We start from the raw sequence: 19,652 nt of genomic DNA, 5'->3' as shown, positions 1-19,652 counted from the left end.
TCGTTAAGCCCACCACATATCCAGTGGTTTATCTTTAATTAAAATCGATTGTAAGTTTGTAACAGCACGGTCGAAACCTTCATCAATCGACATTAATGGGTCTTCATGTTCGATGCTGACTACGTAATCGTAACCATATGTTCTAAGCGCACTCATAATATCCGACCATTCTGTCAAACTGTGACCACAGCCAACCGAACGGAATGTCCAGCTTCTTGTTTGAACGTCGCCATATGGTTGCATATCCGTTAAACCGTACATATTAATATTATCTTGATCCAAGTAAGTATCTTTCGCATGGAAATGATGAATTGCGCCCGCTTTTCCTAAGATTTTAATCGCGCCAACAGGGTCAATTCCTTGCCACCATAAATGACTTGGGTCTAAATTAACACCGATAGAGTCATTTGTTTCTTCGCGCAATTTTAAAATCGTGTACGGTGTATGACATAAGAAACCACCGTGTAATTCGATACCAATTTTGACGCCAGAAGCTGCTGCAAGCTCGCCAATTTCTTTCCAGTAAGGAATGAGTTTTGTTTCCCATTGCCACGTTTTAATATCGCTATAAACAGTCGGCCACGGAATAACCGGCCAGTTCGGCGCTTTAGCATCATCGCTATCACCAGCTGTCCCGGAAAACGTGTTCACAACAGGGACATTCATTAAGGAAGCTAGTTTAATCGATTTACGCAAAATTTCATCAGATGCCGCCGCTTCTGCTTTATTAGGAGAAATCGGATTATCATGACAACTAAATGCGCTAATCGTTAATCCGCGACTCGTAAATTTTTCCAAATATTCCTCGCGCGCTGCTTCGCTTGCCAAAAGTTCGTCTGTTGGGCAGTGGTGGTTTCCCGGATTACCGCCTGTTCCAATTTCTACTGCGTCAAGTCCTGCTGCTTTCACTTTATCTAACATTTCTTCTAATGGTAAATTAGCAAATAATGGTGTAAATACGCCTAATTTCATTTTTATTTCCTCCCTATTTTTTCAAGTGGTTGGTGATTTCCGTATGCTGGGTAATTTTTCCGACCTTCTGCGCACCAGTGGACACCGTTAATAATGACTTGTTGGATGTCCGGATGGTGATAGGTTGGATAGGATTCGTGGCCTGGTTGGAAGTAGAAAATCCGACCGTTTCCTCTTTTGTATGTGATTCCGCTGCGGAACACTTCGCCACCTTCAAACCAACCTAAGAAAATCAATTCGTCTGGTGTCGGGATATCAAAATGCTCACCGTACATTTCTTCTTCATCGAGCTCGATATATTCGCCGATTCCTTTCGCGATTGGATGCGTCGGGTCAACCACCCAAAGTCGCTCTCTTTCATTTGCTTCACGCCATTTTAGGTCACAACTTGTTCCCATTAAGCGCATAAAGATTTTTGACATATGACCTGAATGAAGTACGACAAGTCCCATTCCTTCTAAAACGCGCTTTTGGACACGGTCGACAATTTTATCTTCCACGCGGTCATGCCCCATGTGTCCCCACCAAATCAAAACATCCGTATTCGCTAAAACTTCTTCCGTAAGTCCATGCTCTGGTTCTTCTAAAGTAGCCGTTTTTGCATCAAGTCCTGCTTTTTCTAGGAAACTAGCAATTTGACCATGAATGCCATCTGGATAAATCGCCAGTACCGCATCATCTTCTTTTTCATGTAAAAATTCATTCCATACCGTTACGCGTGTCATATTATTTCCCCTCCAATAAATTCGCTACATAGTTATAACCTTTGGCAACACTTGTTAGTGGTTCTTCCTCGAACGCTTCTTGTTCGATAACCAGCCATTTGGTTCCAGCATCAAGCGCTGTTTTCAAATAACCAGGAACATCAAGAATCCCCTCACCGATAATCGTGCTTTCTTTGGTCGTTTTTGATTTATCTTTTATATGAACAAGCGGCACCCGGTTGCGATATTTTTCGATAAAAGGGATAACACCAATGCCAGCGTGCTCTATCCAATAAGTATCTAATTCCGCAACCATCTCCGGTACATTTTCAAATAAAGCATCTAAAATAATCTCGCCATCTAAGTTTTCTAACTCGTGGGCATGATTATGATAACCAAATTGCATTCCAGTTTGTTTCACAGCTTTCGTAATCTCGCGAAGTTCCGCGCTAAATTCAAGCCATTCTTGTTTCGTTTCAAAATCTGCATAAGGGCAAATGATATAGTTATTACCCAATTCGCGCTCAAAAGCAATGACCGCTTCCAAATCGGCTTCTAGTTGTTCCTTACTTATATGCGAACCTGCTACTTCTAGCCCAAGTTCCGCTAATTTTGCTTTAATTTCACCCGCAGCTTTGCCGTAATAACCAGCGAATTCCACGCCGTCATAACCCATTTTCGCCACTTTTTCCAGCGTTTCAAAAAAATCATCCTCACAAGCTTCCTGAACACTCCACAACTGCAAAGCTATTTTTGCTTTCATAAAGGTGCGTCCTCCTTAATTAAAATAAACTGGCTGACCTGTTTTAGATGATTCATAGATAGCTTCTAAAATTTGCGTTACAACAAGTGCTTGTTCTGGTTTTACAACTGGATCAGTATCATTCAAAATGGCTTCTAACCACTGTTCTGCTTCGATTAATGCCGGATCATCACCCGTGCCATCATAAAAATCAACGCCGCCTGCTTCTAATTGAATTTTCTTTTCAAACATTTGACTGTGTGCTTCTCCGTTGATACGTAATCCGTCTTCCATATCCGCGCCACCTTCTGTTCCAGAAAGAGAGGTTCTCGCTTCCCCAACATCTAGTGTGTTAAGCGCCCAACTTGCTTCTAAAACAATCGTCGCACCGTTTTCCATCGTGATAAAGCCAAATGCGGAATCTTCTACCGTGAATTTCTTCGGATCCCATGAGCCCCAAGCATTGGCTGCATTTTCTTTCTTTGCAAGTTTATGATAGCTGTTTCCTACTACATATTTCGGTTTATAGTTGTCCATCATCCAAAGTGTTAGATCAAGCGCGTGTGTTCCAATATCGATTAGCGGGCCTCCACCTTGTGCTTCTTCATCTAAAAACACGCCCCAAGTTGGCACTGCACGACGACGAATTGCTTTTGCTTTTGCATAATAAATATCGCCTAGTTCCCCGTTTTCGCAAACTTGATGTAAGTAGTCCGAGTCTTTACGGAATCTATTTTGATAACCAATTGTTAGTTTTTTGCCAGTACGCTCTGCGGCTGCAATCATGCTTTTCGCTTCTTCGGTCGTTTTTGCCATTGGTTTTTCGCACATAACGTGTTTTCCAGCTTCCATTGCCGCGATAGAAATCTCTGCATGAGAAATATTTGGTGTACAAACATGAATGACATCGATGGATTTATCTTGGAGTAATTCTTCATAGTTTGTGTATACGCTTGCATTTTCACTTCCAAATTCTTTTGCTGCCGCTTCAGCCTTTTCTAGAACGATATCGCAAAAAGCAACCATTTCTGCTTTTTCAGCTTTTAATAAACTTGGCATATGCTTCCCGTTTGCAATGCCTCCACAACCAATAATTCCAACTTTTAATGTCATAATAAAAAACCTCCAATAGTTTTGATAGTTACATCATACAAAACTACTGAAGGTAATTCTTCCTATTTTATTGCTTAATTATTCCCGTATATTGTCTTTCTGTATTTTAACGGCGCCACACCCATCGCCCGCTTAAATGCATGATGAAAGGTTTTCACGCTACTAAAACCAGCCAGTTCAGCCACTTCGGTTACTGGAAAGGCTTCATTTAACAACATCCATTTTGCTTTATTCAACCGATAATCATTTAAAAAAGTCACGAAAGTCATACCTGTATTTCGTTTGAAAAACTTGGTGAAATAGTAGGTACTAAATCCAGTATAATCCGCCACTTCTTGCAGGCTAACAGGCTCTTGGTAATGCTTTTCGACATAAGAAAAAATTTGATCTAATTTATGTAGGGTTTCTTGGGATTTGAGGACTGCCTCTTCCGAAATAACACTATCCGGTTGCGTTTTTATTTGAGGAATTTCACGGTAGATTAAACCAATAATCGCTAGGAGATCGGCTTTAAGAATGTAGTGCTTGCCTGGGCTGTCGCCGCTCGATTCGGTATGGATATTTATGATTAACGATTGCATTTTAGAAACCGTCTCTTCTGGCCATTCCCTGCTCAAATGCGCCATTTCTGTTAGCATTTCGCGCAATGTTTGGTTTTGACCGTCCATTTGCATTTCTTCTTGAAATAAACTTAAATCAAATTGAATCACGATACGTTCACTATTTGGTGAAGCTAGAAAATAATGAACATCGCCGCCATTGATTACTTGAATCTCGCCTTCATTTAATTGAATTGGCATATCATTCACACCAAGGTTTAGGCTACCTTTTAGCGCATAAATAATTTCAATTTCTTTGTGCCAATGTGGATAAACGAGCACCTCTCCTTCATTGACGAACGATCGAAATGGAAAAGCTTTATTTAATTCTGGAATTTCCAAGTATTCACTCATAGTGGAACTCCTTTTTTTCTTTCATTTTAGCATAAAAAAGAAGACAGCCGTTAGACTATCTTCTTGGTTTTATAAAATTAATGATTCGTAGGGAATTTCATTGAAAAGTTTTTCTACATTTATTACAACAGGAATTTTTGTGTTTAATAAGTAACCTTCTTTTTTCAGTTCACTAAGCGTTAAACTAAGATATTCTCTTGTAATACCCATGAACTTAGATAAAAATGTAGTAGACAATTCTTGTGGAATTTGAATGTTATCACCATTGGAAATACCATATTCGTAACCAATCGCAGCAATAACATGTTTCACGCGATCTTTCACTTTAAGCGTATTAAGCAAGCAGCGGCGTTGAAGTACCATGATTTCTTTTTTCGATTGATATAACATAAATTCTTCGATACTAATGTGTTTTTCCACCATAAAAATGAAAAAATCTCTATCTACTGCTGTAATAACACTAGAACTCGGTGATAATAATTTAGCCCCAATATTGCGTTTCAAATCTGAAGACATAAACGATGAAAAATTACATACATCCCCATGTTTTAGTAATTGATCATAGCCAATATAATCATCAATTTGTGTTCCTTTCATAACGATACCTTTTTCAACAAAATAGATACCTGTTACAAAGTCGACGTCAAATAGTTCATTTTTTGAAAGTTTAATACTCATACTATGTTTAGCAAAATCTCCAGACTTCTTACAAAAATGAAGTGGATTGGTCAAAATTTCATGTTGTCGTTTTTCTAATGTGTTCAATGCAAACTCCTCCTCTAAAGTATAATATCACAGAATGAAAACACCTCAGAGAAGGTTTTAACCAAATAAAATAACATTATAATAATCAAAAAGAAATTTTTCTTACTATTTTTGTACTAAAACAAACTTTTTTTAGGCAGAAAATAGCTAAATAAGTATTTTTTGTGACATTTTAAATCACCATCATTTAGATATTATTTTAACTTTTCCACCTTTTGTATGCTTAAAATCAATATATATTAAGTTTTATCAATTAAAGTGTGTCGATTTTTTTAATGACCCATGGTTTATAACTATCGTCCAAAATTCCTTCTTTTCGTAGTTTCAGCACGATAATATTCGTATATTCACGTGTCGTATTCGCATATTGGGCTAAAATAGAATTAGTGATCTCATCCGGTAAAATATATTCTTTATCCTTTGTCACTCTCCCCATATAAAGGCCAATCTCTTTTAAACACGCTCTAATACGGCGTTCTTTCTTCATAAAATTACGTTTGCTCGCTTTGAAATAAACTTTTCTTGTATAAAGCAAATTAGATAATAAATAGTTCGCTTTTTGACCTGATTCATCTAAAACACGTTCGACAAACTCAGGATCGAGTACCCAGCAATGAACCTCCGTCAAACTGCGTAATACGGACTCTTCTGGTTCTTCTTTAATCAGCGGAATCAAATTAATCGCAATTTCACTACTTACAAAGCTAATAATACCCGAGTCACCATATTCATTTTGAAGGCAATAAGAGAAATAGCCGCTTTCGACTAAGTAAATTTTGAAGCCTTTCGCATGGTTCATTTTGATTTCTTTGCCTCTAGGAATAATTTCTTGATAACAATAATCATGAAAGTGATAATCTTTTTTTAATAATTGAAGCAGTGATTTTGTTGTTGTTTCTTTGAAAATTTCCTCATCTGAATGCATTGTTCAACATCCTTTCCGTTTAATTACAAAAAAACTGCAGAATGACTACTTCTGCAAGTTCTTTTTAGTTGAAATATGGGTTTGTTTGCTTTTCGTGGCCGATTGTTGTTGCATCACCATGTCCAGAATATGCTGGCAGGTCATCAGGAAGTACGAATAGCTGTGTTTTAATGCTATTAATTAACGTATCAAAATCGCCTGTAAATAAATCTGTACGACCGATACTACCTTTAAATAGCGCATCGCCAACGACAACAAACTCGTCAAAAATAAAACTTACACTACCGATAGAATGTCCTGGTGTCGGTACCACTTTAAAACGAAAACCTTCTATATTATAATCACCTAACGTGAACTCTTGTTCCGCAGGTTGCGCCACGATTGCTTGGCCTGTGATGTGCGCTGATAGGTTTAACTCTGGATTCGAAAGCCATTCTTGCTCTAGCGGACTAACATATACGGGAATATCATAAGTTTTCCGGATTTCTTCCAAAGCGCCAATATGATCATAGTGGCAATGCGTTAGTAAAACGGCTACTGGTTTTACTCCTAACTTTGTAATTTCTGCTTCAATTTTATTCGCTTCTGCACCCGGATCAACAATAAGCGCTACATTATCTTGATAAATGATATAACAATTTTCTTGGATAATTCCTGTCATAATTCGTTTGATTTTTGTCATTCTACTTCCGCCTTTCTTCACAATCATCATTATACCGAAAAAACCGCCTTACTTCCATCAATATTCCTTGTTTGTATTCACTTCCGAGATATACTACAATAAAGGCAGAAGATTAAAAGGAGGAATAAAAATGACTGCAAAAATGTTACATACATGTATCCGCGTAAAAAACTTAACGGAATCAATTGCTTTCTATGAAAAAGCATTAGGACTAAAAGAAGTTCGCCGTAAAGACTTTCCAGATTTTGAATTCACACTAGTTTATATGGCATTTGAAGAAGGTGGCTTTGAGTTAGAGTTAACCTACAATTATGACCAAAAAGAAGCTTACGATTTAGGAAATGGTTATGGTCATTTAGCTGTTGGGGTTCCTGATGTGCGCGCTATACTAAAAGAACACCAAGCTGCTGGCTACACCGTTACAGACTTAAAAGGACTTCCCGGCGAAGAACCTTTCTATTATTTCTTAACAGACCCAGACGGTTATAAAACAGAAATCATTCAAGATGGTGCTTTATAATTCATGGGCAAATATTTCATTATTATTTTAATCGCACTAGCAATTAACGGTATTAGTATGCTATTCAAGAGCGATATAGCTAGCCTTATCGCAGTTGTCATCACAGCCGTATTGCTCGTTTACTTAATGGTAGATCTCACAAAAATGTATCGCCGTAAATAAAGAAGAGTCCAGCAAATCATTTAGGTTTGCTGGATTTTTTGCATAGTGATGACTAGTTGTCATCCGCGATACAAACTCGATTTCTCCCTGTTAATTTTGCTTTATATAACGCTTCATCCGCAGACTTAAATAACCCTTCACTTGTGTTTGCGCCATCTTTACTTCCACTCACGCCTACTGAAATCGTTATTTTCACTATTTGGCCGTTTGGAATAATAAAATCATTCTCTTCCGTTTCTTTCCTCACTCTTTCCGCCACATCATTTCCCTCATCTATCGAACAATCCAACAGCACAATCGAGAATTCTTCCCCGCCATTTCTAAAAGCTTCTGAACCATCTGTCGTGCTCGCCTTTAAAATGGCTGCCAATTGTTTTAAAATCGCGTCACCTGCATCGTGACCATATGTATCATTAATATTTTTAAAATAATCAATATCGATTAACATCAGCGTGACTTGCCGACTCCCAGCATCCATCACATGATTGATTTTTTCATCAAATTGCCTTACATTCGATAATCTCGTCAAATAATCTAGCGTCGAATCCTGCTCATATTTTTGAAAAAGTTGCTTTGATTTAATCATGTTACTCATTAATCCGGCTGCAATAACACCAATGACAAGTGCAATCGTTACAAATATCGACATATTGAGCCAGTAGTTAGCCTCTCTGGCTAAAATCAAATGCAAATTAACCACGACAAAGCCACATGCAATCACATTCAAAATAAAAACGCCCCAAATTTTGAATTTTTCTAAGCGTTTGCTAAAAAGTGCCGTTATTATGCCAATCAATATCATAACAATTCCCGCCATAATAGCCGCAGAATTCACTGAAATTAAGAAGCGCGATGCAGAAATAATAATAGCAGACACAATTGCCGGAATCGGCCCACCATAAAAACCTACCATTATAATTGGAATATGACGTAAATCAACAATCACATTATTCGAAATCGGAATCCCAAAAATCATCAGCGCAAAACCAAGAAGCCCGGCCCATATTCCGATTACCATTTTTCTATTTGTCGATAATTCTTTTGTAATTGGTTCTTTATAAACTAAGGAAATAATATAAAATCCTGCGAGTAGAATCGCTGCATTACTTACCAACTGTTGGACCAAAAAGCATCCCCGCCTTTCACTTTGTTACTCATTACCCCATTATGCTCACAACTATGCATACACACAAAGAAACAACCTCTTAAAAACAGACGCTGCTCCAAAGCTTTATCCCTCTATTTTCTCAAAAAAAGTCCACAAAAGAAAATGATTTCCTTTTGCGGACTAAAACGTATTAGTAAGCGGTCCAACCTGCGTCCGCTGTAATAACTGTTCCATTAACAAAACTAGCATCATCAGAAGCTAAAAATAACGCGACTTTGGCAATTTCTGAAGCATCTCCAGCTCGAGGATTAATGCCCATTCCAATCATCGCACGTTCTTGCCCAAACTCATCTGGCGCATAAATCGTTGTGCCGATATTCGTATTTACTGCTCCTGGCGCTATGGCGTTACACCGGATGTTTTTATTCGCATATTGGAAGCCAACATTTTTCGTAAAACCAACGACCGCATGTTTCGACGCTGTATAAGCCGCACCTGCTCTGGAGCCAAATAGCCCGCCGGCGGAAGCAATATTAACAATCACACCTTGCCCTTTTTCTTCAAAGATATGGAGTGCTTCTCGAGTGGCGCGCATCACGCCCGTTGTGTTTATCGCAAACACTTTATCCCAAAGCTCATCTGTTAATTCGCCAGCTGGGACAAAATTATCCATAATTCCTGCATTGTTTACTAAAATATCTAATGTTCCAAATTTCTCCACTGCTTGATTGATCATGTTTTCAATATCTTCTTGTTTGGTTACATTCGCGACAACCGCGAGCCCGGTGCCTTGTTCTTTTTCAACAAGCTCAACTGTTTTTTGTGCTGCTTCTAAATTCAAATCCGCCACGACTACTTTCGCGCCCTCTTTGGCGAAAAGAATCGCAATCTGTTGCCCCATTCCAGAAGCCGCACCAGTTACTACTGCTACTTTTCCAGTTAATTTCCCCATTATTATTTCCTCCTTCACTTTTGTTACGCTAGAAAGAAAAACACCTTCTTTCTCTCTTCATTATAATCCCTGAGTAAAACGCTTTCAATATGTAAAGAAAGCCTGTTTTGTTGATTAAGCAACACTTTTGCGTTATATGTATAGTAAGAGGAAAATTTCTTCAATCGGAGGTGCAAAATCATGGATAGACGGGTTAAAAAAACAAAAAAAGCCTTCAATCAAGCCCTTTTTACCCTACTTGACCAAAAGCCTTTTCAACAAATTACTATTACGGATATTGTAACCGAAGCAGATGTTAACCGCGGCACATTTTATAAACATTACCATGATAAAGAGGAACTTTTGGACAGCATTGTGGAAGAAGTTTTGACCGATTTAAAAAGTGCTTATCAAGACCCTTATTTACAAACAACTCATTTTTCTATTCAAGCACTTACTCCTTCCATGATAAAAATATTTGACCATGTATACGCGCATCAAGCCTTCTATAAACAAGTTATCAAATCAACCATTCGGCCGAGCTTTCAAAATCAAGTGTGCGACGTTATTCGCGAACTTATGCTAGCAGATGTTGCTAGTTTTTCGGATAGCTCAAGCGCTGATCCTTTGTTACTCGCAACCTACCAAGCCCATGCTATTTTTGGCATCATTGTTTTTTGGGCAGAAGAAGATTTTTCCCATTCCCCGCAATATATGTCGGAACAACTCCTTCATATCATTCATGCCAAAAATCAAAAAGTATAAGCTTACATAATTGTTATATTGCTTTCTTGCATTGTCACTTGAATCGAGGGTCTATTCTCTTACACCTTGCTATAATAAAGACATCATAGAAAGGTGTGTTAATTATGAATGATCATCGGGTTTTAAATGCTTTAAGTTATTTTAGCATTTTGTTTGCACCAATTATTGTTCCCGTTTTGATTTGGATTTTTGCAAAATCAGAAGAAGTTTCACATCATGCTAAAGTGGCACTGCTAACTCATATTATTCCGACTATTGCTGGGGTCTTATGCTTCTCTAGTTTGTTCGTTACAGCTTTGTTAAAGGGTGGCATTTTTACTAGTATGAGCTTTTTACTTACTGGCAGCTTATTTATCTTTACGCTCATCGCAGTAGTTGGTCTATTTATTTATAATATTGTTCGCGGAATTCAAATGCTATGCGCAAAAAAAGAAGAAGACATTTGGATTTAAAAAAACAGCTATCCTAAAAATTTAGGGTAGCTGTTTTTTAGTTATTTTCTTTTCCTTAGTAAGAGGAATCCGATTGTACTCATGACGAATCCGGAGAACATCATATCATACGGGAACGCATCTCCTGTTGATGCTAGCTTTTGTGATTGTTTATTTTTTGCTGGTTTTAAAATAGTGAATGGGTCAAATGGTGTTTCAGGTTTTGTTGAGTTGCCTGTTAATACTGGGTTAATTGGTATTTCTGGATTACTTGGTGTCTCTGGGCTACTCGGTGTCTCTGGATCACTTGGTACGTCTGGGCTTACGGGCTGTTCTTGAATTTTCTCGTATACGAAGATGACTTCTTGCGCCTCTTCTTTGTATACGCCTGTTTTATTTGATGGTTCTGTTTTTAATGTGTATCCTGCAATGTTTGGCGCAATGGTCGTGTACCCTTCGCCCACATCACCAGTGTAGGTTTCTGTTTCCGCCAAAGTATTTCCTTCTGTATCAACAAATACTACGTTCACTGTCCCCATTTTTTTCTTGTTAGTTTTCGTTACTTGTGTAGAGGTTTGTTGATTAAATACGATGCTGAATTCTACTGGTGTCCTGTCTAGTTCATAATCTGTTGGTGCCTTTGTTTCTATAAATTGATAGTCTCCTGGTGCAAGTTCTGTGACGGTTAATTCGCCGTCCACATTCGTAGTTAGGCCATCCTCGATTTTTGTTCCATCTGCTTTTTGCAACTCGAACTCGGCTCCTGCTAATGCGGTTTTTGTCACACTATCTTCTTTCGTTAAAATGACACTACCTGTTTCAGCTGAATTTTCGATAGTATAACTGCTAACTGAGCCGTCTGCATTTATAGTGACTTCTTTGCCGTCTTTTAGTTCGTCGCTAATTATATAACCAGTTGGCGCTTCGGTTTCTATTAGTTTATATTTTCCCGATTGAATATTATCAAAAATAATTTTACCTTCTGCATTTGTAGTAGCTTCTTGTCCAGATTTTTTACCATCTAGCGTATAAAGCTGAAATTTTGCTCCTGCTAATTTTTTAGTTGGATCGGCTTTATCTACCTTGGTAATTTCAAGTGAACCAATTGTAGCTATTCCACTACCGCTACCCATGGTAAAATTGGGCGTAACCGTATTGGTTGCAATTTTACTTGGATCCGAAAGCTCCCCGTAATCATTTGCATCTACTCTAACCGTATTCTTAACCGGACCCGATAATAAACTAATTGTGTCATACGTTATGCTAATTGGTGCTGTAGCTGTATAATTTTTGAATTGGACCGTGAAAGTATTACCGTTAAAAGTAATATCGTAATACTTAGCGTCAATCAGTTTCTCCGTCTTTGTATCAATTACTTTAAAACTATTTTTCACCATTTGCGCCCCGGTTACCCCACTGTTTAATGTATCCGTCACAACTGGATTGGTAACTACGCGCTCCTCCGTAATTTCAGTAAGTTGGATTTTCCAATTTATTTTATTGTTGTAAAGCATATCAACATTTCCTGTTTTTGAAATTGGTGAGCGGAGTTCAAAAATAGCTGCTTCTGCTGAATAATCTTTTGGATTTTTACCGTTATCAGAAACTTTCGCTACATTCGTTACTGTTTTATAAAAATACCACTTATTATCAGTCGTCGTTTTATACTTAACAAATACTTGCGATGTCCCCAAATTTCCAAACTCCAAATGGATTTTCTTGTCAGTTGTTTCTATCTTAGTCGGGTAATTTTTATCGCCTTCTTTTATTAGTTTTCCTGTAGAAGTAAGTGGTTCTCTTAAGTTAATTAATTCATTTGGACCGCTAACTTGTCGAAATTCTAAAGAGCCTTCCACGTATGAAGTCCCTTCTGGCATCTCATCATCAAAAATGAGATTATCAAAGTTTGTTGCCCTAGAATTCAAGGAGACAATCCAGTTAGTAGTTCCTGTTTCACTATCCCACTCACCAAATTTCGCCCCATTTTCCGAAATCTTACTATCTATTTCCAATGATGCTTCTTTTGTATCGGAATAATGTGTTATATAGCCATCATAATAAGAAATATAAGCTTTATTCCCCAGTGTTTTTGCATCATTTGCTGAATCGATATTCGTTACAAGTTTTACGACGATTTCTTTATCTGTTGTTGCATAATTGCCGATAAGTTTAACTTTAAAACCTGCTGGCACTGCTGTTTCCGTTATCGTATAATCTACATTTTTCACCAGTTTCACAAAATCGGTTTCACTTGAATAAGCATACACATCGTGATTATCCAAGCTTTTTACGCCTGTAGAAAATTCATCAATAATGGTCATATCACTCATTTCAATTCTGTCTGTGTTCGCTGTGATTTTCCATGACATTAAATTATTAAAATAGTCTACCGTTCCACTTTCTTTTTGAACTATATTAGGTTCAAATGATAATTTATCTGTGGCTGTTACACCCTTTTCATCTATCACTTCATTAATAATATCACGCACGCTAAAATCAGTTACTTTGGTGGCATACGTAATTTGGTACGCTTTTTTATCCGTGTTTTTATATCTTGTGTCAAAACTACCATTCGCTGATACCATTGAGGTAGTCCAATTACTTGATACATCTTCATCGCCAACAATCGCATCGCCAGTTGTTGGCGAGAAAGTCACTTCTCTAATTTTCAGCGAATTGGGCACGTAACTCACACCAGTATCTGCTAAAATATCTTTTAAAACTGTGTTTGGCGTTAATTCTACTCGGTCATAGTTTACATTAATCACCCAATCAATTGTTTGCGTTTTGGAATCATAAATTGCTTTTTTCTCTAAATGCTTGTACTTAATCATTTTTGCTTCCGCAGTTGCTTGACGTACCGATAATACGTCTGAATCACCAACTGTTTGAGCTCTCGTAACTAAGGAAACTAAGGCATTAGTTGTTTTGTCAATTAAACGCGTATAGCTTACTTCATATCCTTTACCATTTAAACCATTACTTAATTTGATTTTCAGTTCAGTGTCTGTAGCTTCTACGGTGTAATCTGTACCTTCTTCTAACAACTGCTTACTACCTATAAATGTTCCCTTGGCACTTACATCACTTGCGTAAACTTGTAAAGTACTCTTATCAATTTTTGTTGAACCACTATAGGTGAAATCTGTTAATCGTAGTTCTCCTGCTGCATTTACTTCTTTTGTTAAGTTCAGTTTAGCTGTAACAAATGCTTTTTCTGGGTTAATACTACCTGGGCTTAATGTTACATCTACTATTGTCGGATAGTCCACTGTTGGAATAACCTCATATTCATAAACAGTATCACCACCCGAAGTATTGAAAACAACTTTTTGATTCGTTTTGTCTGTCTCTGTAAATGACCTAAACGCAGTCGTTATACTCACATCAAAATTACCTTCTTGCACACCATCTTTTAAAATTTTAATTGTTAATTCTCTCGAACTTGCGTCAAAAGACCATTCCGCTTCTGTGGAAGGTAAAAAATTCCCACTTAAATCCGTAGAACCAAAATTAAATGCGTCTGGTAAAATCGTTGTAAATGTATCTCCCGCTTTATAATTCTTCCCCGTGAAAGAAAAATTCATATTTAAAACAACCCCACTACCATTTGCCACTCTTTCATTCGGGGCGATTTTATTTCCATTTACATCTTGAAGTTCTACTTTCGCAAAAATATTATCGGAAATATTGGCTTTTAAATTAGCTTTTTTCAGCGAGGGAGTTTTGGATGAAACAGAAGTCACTAATTCTTCCTTATCTTTCAAGACGATATTATATGTTTTCTCATCTTTTAAATAACCTTGTGGTGCCTTTGTTTCTTTCACTAGATATTCGCCTGTAGCAAGCGATGTATCTACTATTGTTCCATTATCTTGAATAGAAAGCTCCTTGATTTCTCCCGTTTGCACATTCTTTATTTCAAAAATAGAGCCATTTATTTTTTCTTTCGATTCTTTGTCTTTTTTGACGATTTTCAAGGACGCCTTCTCTTCTTTAACGTCCGTCAATGCTGCTAATACTGGTGAAACATTTTGAAAAACGAGTAATCCGATAACTACTGCGATTATCATTTTCTTCCCTAGTATAAAATTTCTCATTGCTTCGATGTCCTCCTCTTTTGCAAGTATTGTCTGTTGAATAAGACCTCTGACTTGTTGAATTGTATCAAATACAGGCAAAGAAAACAGGACTTTAAAGAGCCAAAAAAATTGATTTTGGACTTTTTTATGACTTTTTAGTGAACAATTAATGAGCCCATGAGAAAAGTGGCTTTTTAAAGGCAAAAAACGCTATCCTTTTTGGGAGGATAGCGTCTTTTTTTACTCATTTACTTTTTTAGATTTTCTTAGTAAGAATAGCCCAATGATGCTAGCGAATAATCCAGTAAAGATTATGCCATATGGTGACTCATCTCCGGTTGAAGGAAGATTTGGTTTCACTGTTGGTTTCTTCGTTGGTTCAACCGGTTTAGTTGGTTTTACTGGTGTGACTGGTTTATCTGGATTTACTACGATTGGCGTTTTATTTTTCTCGTATACGAAGGTTACTTTTTGATCTGTCTCTTTGAATACGCCCTCTTTGTTCGTAGGTTGTTTTGTTAGTTTGTAACCTTTGATATCTTTTGCTTTTGTTGCATATTTTTCGCCAACGATGCCAGTGTGAATTTCTTTCTCTGCTAATACATTGCCTTTTGTATCGACAAATTCTGCGATTACTTTGCCGCTCACAACTGTTTTTAAGTTCGTTTTCGTAACTTGCAACGTATCTTTTTGATCAAAAGTGATTTTCACATCAACAGGAACTGTATCCAATTCATAGCCTGCTGGTGCTTTTGTTTCAATCAATTGATAATCGCCAGGTACTAAATTAGTTATTTCTAGTTTCCCAGATGCATCTGTAGTTAGGTTTTCTGTAATATTATTATTTTCATCTACTAATTTGAACGTTGCATTTGCAAGAGGTGCTTTCGTCTCACCATCTGTTTTCGTTAGTACAACAGAACCAGTAGACATCGTGTTTGTTTTTGTTACTTGAATTGGTGCTTTTTGGTTAAACTCGATGGCGAACTCAACTGGTGTAGCATCTAAATCATAACCAGTTGGAGCTTTCGTTTCAACTAATTGATAATCTCCTGGTGCTAAATTATCAATTTGCAGTTGCCCATTTGCTTCTGTCACTACTTTGTCTTTCAAACTTACCCCAAGCTTTGTTTGTAGTTCAAACTCTGCTCCAGCTAAATTACTTCTTGATTTACTATCTAGCTTAGTAAGAACCACACTACCAGTTTTCGCTGTGTTTTCTTTTGTAACATTCACAGCAGTTGCTTGGTTAAATTCAACTGTAAATTTCGCCGGTGTTGCATCAAGAACATAGCCAGTTGGTGCTTTTGTTTCAACAAATTGATAGTCTCCCGGTGCCAAGTCAGTTACTTCGATTTTACCATCTGCATTAGATACTAAGTTTTCAGCAACTTTTGTACCATCAGCATTTTGCAATTCGAATTCTGCTCCTGCAATAGCATCTTTTGTTACACTATCTTCTTTTAAAAGAACTGCGCTACCAGTTTGCTCAGTGTTTTCAATTGTAACGCTAGTAGCTACATCAGCGACAACTGTAATTTCTTTACCATCTTTGTATTCATCACTAATCGTATAACCAGTTGGTGCTGCTGTTTCAACGAGTTTATATTTTCCGGATTGAAGCCCGTCCATGACGATTTTTCCGTCTGAATCGGTTGTTGCTTCTTGTCCAGCCTTATCCCCTTCAAGCGTATAAAGCTGGAATTTGGCTCCTGTTAGTTTTTTCGAATTATCCTTTTTATCAACTTTAGTAATTTCAAGGGAACCAATTGTCGCCGTCCCGCTACCACTACCAATAGTGAAGGCTGGAGATATGCTTGTTGTTCTTGATTTGTAGGTCATTGGTAAATTACCGTAGTCAGGAGAAGAAGTTGTTGCTGTGTTACTAACAAGTCCCGACATCAAGCTGATTGTACTATAGGTTACTTTAATTGGTGCAGTTGCTTTATAGTCTTTGAATTGGATAGTGAAATTATTGTCGGTATAAGTGATATCATAATATTTTGAGTCAATATCTTCGCCTGTCGTTTCATTCATTACTTTAAAGCTACTTTTTACTACTTGTGCTCCAGTTGTTCCTGTTTTCATTGTATCTGTAATTGTTGGGTTATTAATAGGACGATCTGGTGAAATGTTGTTAAGTGTAACAACCCAGTTAACTTTATTATCAAAAGATGGATCGATCGTAGCTGTTTTTGTCATTGCATTAAAAAGTTTGCTTGCGTATGCTTGGTAACTATATGATTTTTCGCCTACTCCATTATCGCTCACTTTCGCAGTGTTTTGTACGTAGGAGTAGAAATACCAGTTTTCGTTTGGTTTGGTACTGTATTTAATAAATACGCGTGAATTCTCCAAGTTAGCAAATTCTAAATGTAATTTATTCCCAGTGGTATCGACTTTTGTTGGATAGTTTTTATCACCTGTTTTGGCTACTGTTCCAACAGAGTTAAGCGGGATATATAGATTCATCATCTCACTTGTGGAAGCCACATTACGATATTGTAGTGAACCTTCTACGTATGTTAAGCCAGTTGGAATAGCGTCGTCAAAAATCAAGTTGTCATAGTTTTTCGCCATAGCATTTACAGATACAATCCAATCGATATTCCCAGTAGTAGAGTTGTATGATCCGTACTTACCACCATTTGTCATCATGCCTGGATCAGGTGCCATTGAAGCAGTTACTTCATCAACATACTTGATAATCCCGCCATCATAATAAGAAATGGATGCTTTATTATCAATTGTTTTTGTTACATCAGAAAGGTCAATATCTGTGACAAAATCAACAACAATTTTTTTATCTGTGGAAGCATAATCGCCGATAAGTTGTAAATAAAATCCAGCTGGTGTTACATCTTTATTCATCGTATAATCTTTACCTTCTGTTAATAAGACGCTATTGGTATTATCTGTATAAGCACGAACGGTGTAGCTTTTAAGGCTTTTTACCCCAGTAGAAAATTCATCCGTAATATTAAGATTCCCCATCTTAATTCTGTCGGAGTTAGCAGTAATTTTCCATGTCATCGTGTTATTAAAATAGTCGATTGTTCCAGCTTCTTTTTTCAGTAAATCTGGTTGAATCGCGATCGTTGCGTCAGCGGAAACACCATTTTCATCTGTAATTTCATTTTTAATTTTACGATCACTAAAGTCGGTGATTTTCGTTGAATAAGTGATTTCATATGCGTTGGTATTAGTGTTTTTATACGTTAAATCAAAATTCCCATTTGCCGAGATTGCTGAGGTTGTCCAATCACTTGAAGCATCACTTCCGACGATTGGCGACCCATTAGTTGCGTTAAAAGTTACTCGTTTAATTTTAAGTGAATCTGCTACATAAGCGACATCGTTATCTGCTAAAACATCAGTAAGCACTGTTGAAGGAGATATTTCGTCTTGATCAAAGTTAAAATTAATTTTCCAATCAATACTTTGTGTTGAGCCGTTGTAAGTAGCTTTTTTCTCGAGATGCTTGTAATTTGTCATTGTCAGGTAAACATAAGCGGAGTTGCTTGATAATGTACCTGCATCGCCTACTGTGTAAGCTTGTGTAGACATGTAAGAAAGTGAATCACTTGGTTTATTGATTGTGCGGTCATAGGTTACTTGGTAGCCTTTCCCAGCAAGCCCACCGTTTAATGTAACCGTTAGAGAAGTTGCGGAATAAGTTAGCGTATAATCTGTGCCTTCTACTAGTAATTGTTTCGTACCAATAAATGTTCCCCCAGCACTAACATCACTTGCGTACACTTTGATGCTATCTCGATCAATCGTGGTCGTTCCACCTGAAGTATAATCAGTAAGTTTCAGTTCCCCTTTAGCATCTTTTTCTTTCGTTAAGTTGAATTTCGCATCCACTTGTCCTTTAGTTGGATTCACTACCCCTGGATTCGCTGTGATTGCTACAGTAGTTGGATAGTTAACAACAGGAACTACTTCAATTTGATAAACGGTATCTTTCCCAGCTGTCTTGAATACAACTTCTTGAATGGTTTCTTCTGTTGACGTGAATACTTTGAAGGCCGTACTAATATTGACGTTATAGTCGCCTTCTTGAATACCGTCTTTTAGGAACTTAATCGTAAGTTCACGCGTTGTTACATCTAGTGTCCATTCTGCTTCTGTAGATGGTAAGAAGTTTCCACTTAAATTTTTATTCCCAAAGTTGAACGCGTCTGGTAATACGGTTGTAAACGTATCCCCTGCTTTATAATTTTTCCCAGAAAACGCAAAATTCATATTAAGCACAACACCACTACCATTTTGAATCCGGTCAGAAGTATTGATTTCGTCGCCATTGCCATCTTTCAACGTTACTTTATTGAAAATATTATCTGTAATTACTGCTTTTACGTTCGCACGTTGCGTTGTTTTTGGCGCAGCAGCTGGCTCTGTTTTTTCTTTTGTTGAAGTCGAGGTTACTACTTCCTCTTTATCAGAAAGTGTTACATTATACGCTTTCTCATCCAAAGTATAACCAGAAGCAGCTGTTTTTTCTTTAACAAGGTACTCTCCGGCCGAAAGGGAATCTAGTGTCCCAGTACCGTTTTCCTTGATAGAAAGCTCTTTCGTCTCTCCACTAGCTTTATCTTTTACTTCAAAAATAGAGCCATTGATTTTTTCTTTCGTGTCCCTGTCTTCTTTTATAATTTTCAATGTTGTGGTTCCTGTTGTATCATCTTTTATCGTTGCTAAAACTGGTGAAACGTTCTGAAAAACTAGAAGCCCAATAATGGTTGCAATAACTAGTTTTCGCCAATGTCTAAAATTTTTCACTACGATTTATCC

The 19,652-nt window shown here is 37.3% G+C and carries 16 protein-coding genes; 4 read left to right on the top strand and 12 right to left on the bottom strand.

Going from position 1 to position 19,652, the window contains the following annotated elements; translation table 11 throughout:
• Positions 1 to 3 precede the first annotated feature (3 nt).
• From HCB49_RS07820 to HCB49_RS07785, 8 genes are all read right to left on the bottom strand, one after another.
• Positions 4 to 972: a sugar phosphate isomerase/epimerase family protein gene (locus tag HCB49_RS07820; RefSeq protein WP_185481191.1), complete on the bottom strand. Its 969-nt coding sequence runs from the start codon at positions 970 to 972 to the stop codon at positions 4 to 6.
• A 2-nt stretch (positions 973 to 974) separates the two neighbouring features.
• Positions 975 to 1,697: a ThuA domain-containing protein gene (locus HCB49_RS07815; protein ID WP_185604602.1), complete on the bottom strand. Its 723-nt coding sequence runs from the start codon at positions 1,695 to 1,697 to the stop codon at positions 975 to 977.
• A 1-nt stretch (position 1,698) separates the two neighbouring features.
• The gene (locus HCB49_RS07810; RefSeq protein ID WP_185604601.1) at positions 1,699 to 2,439 is read right to left on the bottom strand and encodes a sugar phosphate isomerase/epimerase family protein; all 741 of its coding nucleotides are present in this window, start codon (positions 2,437 to 2,439) and stop codon (positions 1,699 to 1,701) included.
• 15 nt (positions 2,440 to 2,454) lie between these two features.
• Complete coding sequence (locus HCB49_RS07805; RefSeq protein WP_185504072.1) at positions 2,455 to 3,531, bottom strand: Gfo/Idh/MocA family protein; 1,077 nt, start codon at positions 3,529 to 3,531, stop codon at positions 2,455 to 2,457.
• A gap of 74 nt (positions 3,532 to 3,605) precedes the next feature.
• Positions 3,606 to 4,484, bottom strand: coding sequence for an acid resistance transcriptional regulator GadR (gene gadR / locus HCB49_RS07800; protein ID WP_185604600.1), 879 nt, complete (start codon positions 4,482 to 4,484; stop codon positions 3,606 to 3,608).
• A 69-nt stretch (positions 4,485 to 4,553) separates the two neighbouring features.
• Positions 4,554 to 5,249: a Crp/Fnr family transcriptional regulator gene (locus tag HCB49_RS07795; RefSeq protein ID WP_003729570.1), complete on the bottom strand. Its 696-nt coding sequence runs from the start codon at positions 5,247 to 5,249 to the stop codon at positions 4,554 to 4,556.
• A gap of 253 nt (positions 5,250 to 5,502) precedes the next feature.
• Positions 5,503 to 6,174 carry a cyclic nucleotide-binding domain-containing protein gene (locus HCB49_RS07790; protein ID WP_008948478.1) on the bottom strand — a complete coding sequence of 224 codons (672 nt, stop codon included), beginning with the start codon at positions 6,172 to 6,174 and terminating at the stop codon, positions 5,503 to 5,505.
• 64 nt (positions 6,175 to 6,238) lie between these two features.
• Positions 6,239 to 6,856: an MBL fold metallo-hydrolase gene (locus HCB49_RS07785; protein ID WP_185604599.1), complete on the bottom strand. Its 618-nt coding sequence runs from the start codon at positions 6,854 to 6,856 to the stop codon at positions 6,239 to 6,241.
• 130 nt (positions 6,857 to 6,986) lie between these two features.
• Here HCB49_RS07785 and gloA point away from each other — a divergent pair, with 130 nt between their 5' ends.
• A complete protein-coding gene (gene gloA, locus HCB49_RS07780) occupies positions 6,987 to 7,376 on the top strand; it encodes a lactoylglutathione lyase (RefSeq protein WP_185604598.1) in 390 nt (129 codons plus the stop codon).
• A 3-nt stretch (positions 7,377 to 7,379) separates the two neighbouring features.
• Positions 7,380 to 7,538 carry a hypothetical protein gene (locus HCB49_RS07775; protein WP_008948481.1) on the top strand — a complete coding sequence of 53 codons (159 nt, stop codon included), beginning with the start codon at positions 7,380 to 7,382 and terminating at the stop codon, positions 7,536 to 7,538.
• A 52-nt stretch (positions 7,539 to 7,590) separates the two neighbouring features.
• Here HCB49_RS07775 and HCB49_RS07770 read toward each other — a convergent pair whose 3' ends face one another.
• Positions 7,591 to 8,664, bottom strand: a complete 1,074-nt coding sequence (locus tag HCB49_RS07770; protein WP_185604597.1) for a GGDEF domain-containing protein — start codon at positions 8,662 to 8,664, stop codon at positions 7,591 to 7,593.
• A gap of 172 nt (positions 8,665 to 8,836) precedes the next feature.
• Positions 8,837 to 9,598, bottom strand: a complete 762-nt coding sequence (locus tag HCB49_RS07765; RefSeq protein WP_185604596.1) for an SDR family oxidoreductase — start codon at positions 9,596 to 9,598, stop codon at positions 8,837 to 8,839.
• Between the two features lie 180 nt (positions 9,599 to 9,778).
• On the opposite strand from HCB49_RS07765, the gene HCB49_RS07760 reads away from it, so the two are divergent.
• The gene (locus HCB49_RS07760) at positions 9,779 to 10,342 is read left to right on the top strand and encodes a TetR/AcrR family transcriptional regulator (protein WP_185604595.1); all 564 of its coding nucleotides are present in this window, start codon (positions 9,779 to 9,781) and stop codon (positions 10,340 to 10,342) included.
• 104 nt (positions 10,343 to 10,446) lie between these two features.
• Positions 10,447 to 10,794, top strand: a complete 348-nt coding sequence (locus HCB49_RS07755; protein ID WP_185604594.1) for a magnetosome magnetite crystal formation protein family — start codon at positions 10,447 to 10,449, stop codon at positions 10,792 to 10,794.
• A 41-nt stretch (positions 10,795 to 10,835) separates the two neighbouring features.
• On the opposite strand, the gene HCB49_RS07750 is transcribed toward HCB49_RS07755, so the two are convergent.
• Positions 10,836 to 14,873, bottom strand: coding sequence for an LPXTG cell wall anchor domain-containing protein (locus HCB49_RS07750; protein ID WP_185604593.1), 4,038 nt, complete (start codon positions 14,871 to 14,873; stop codon positions 10,836 to 10,838).
• A gap of 222 nt (positions 14,874 to 15,095) precedes the next feature.
• Complete coding sequence (locus tag HCB49_RS07745; RefSeq protein ID WP_185604592.1) at positions 15,096 to 19,640, bottom strand: SpaA isopeptide-forming pilin-related protein; 4,545 nt, start codon at positions 19,638 to 19,640, stop codon at positions 15,096 to 15,098.
• Positions 19,641 to 19,652: the final 12 nt, after the last annotated feature.

This window comes from Listeria cossartiae subsp. cayugensis, assembly GCF_014229095.1.
Classification (GTDB): domain Bacteria; phylum Bacillota; class Bacilli; order Lactobacillales; family Listeriaceae; genus Listeria; species Listeria cayugensis.
This window is presented reverse-complemented; position numbering and strand designations above follow the sequence as displayed.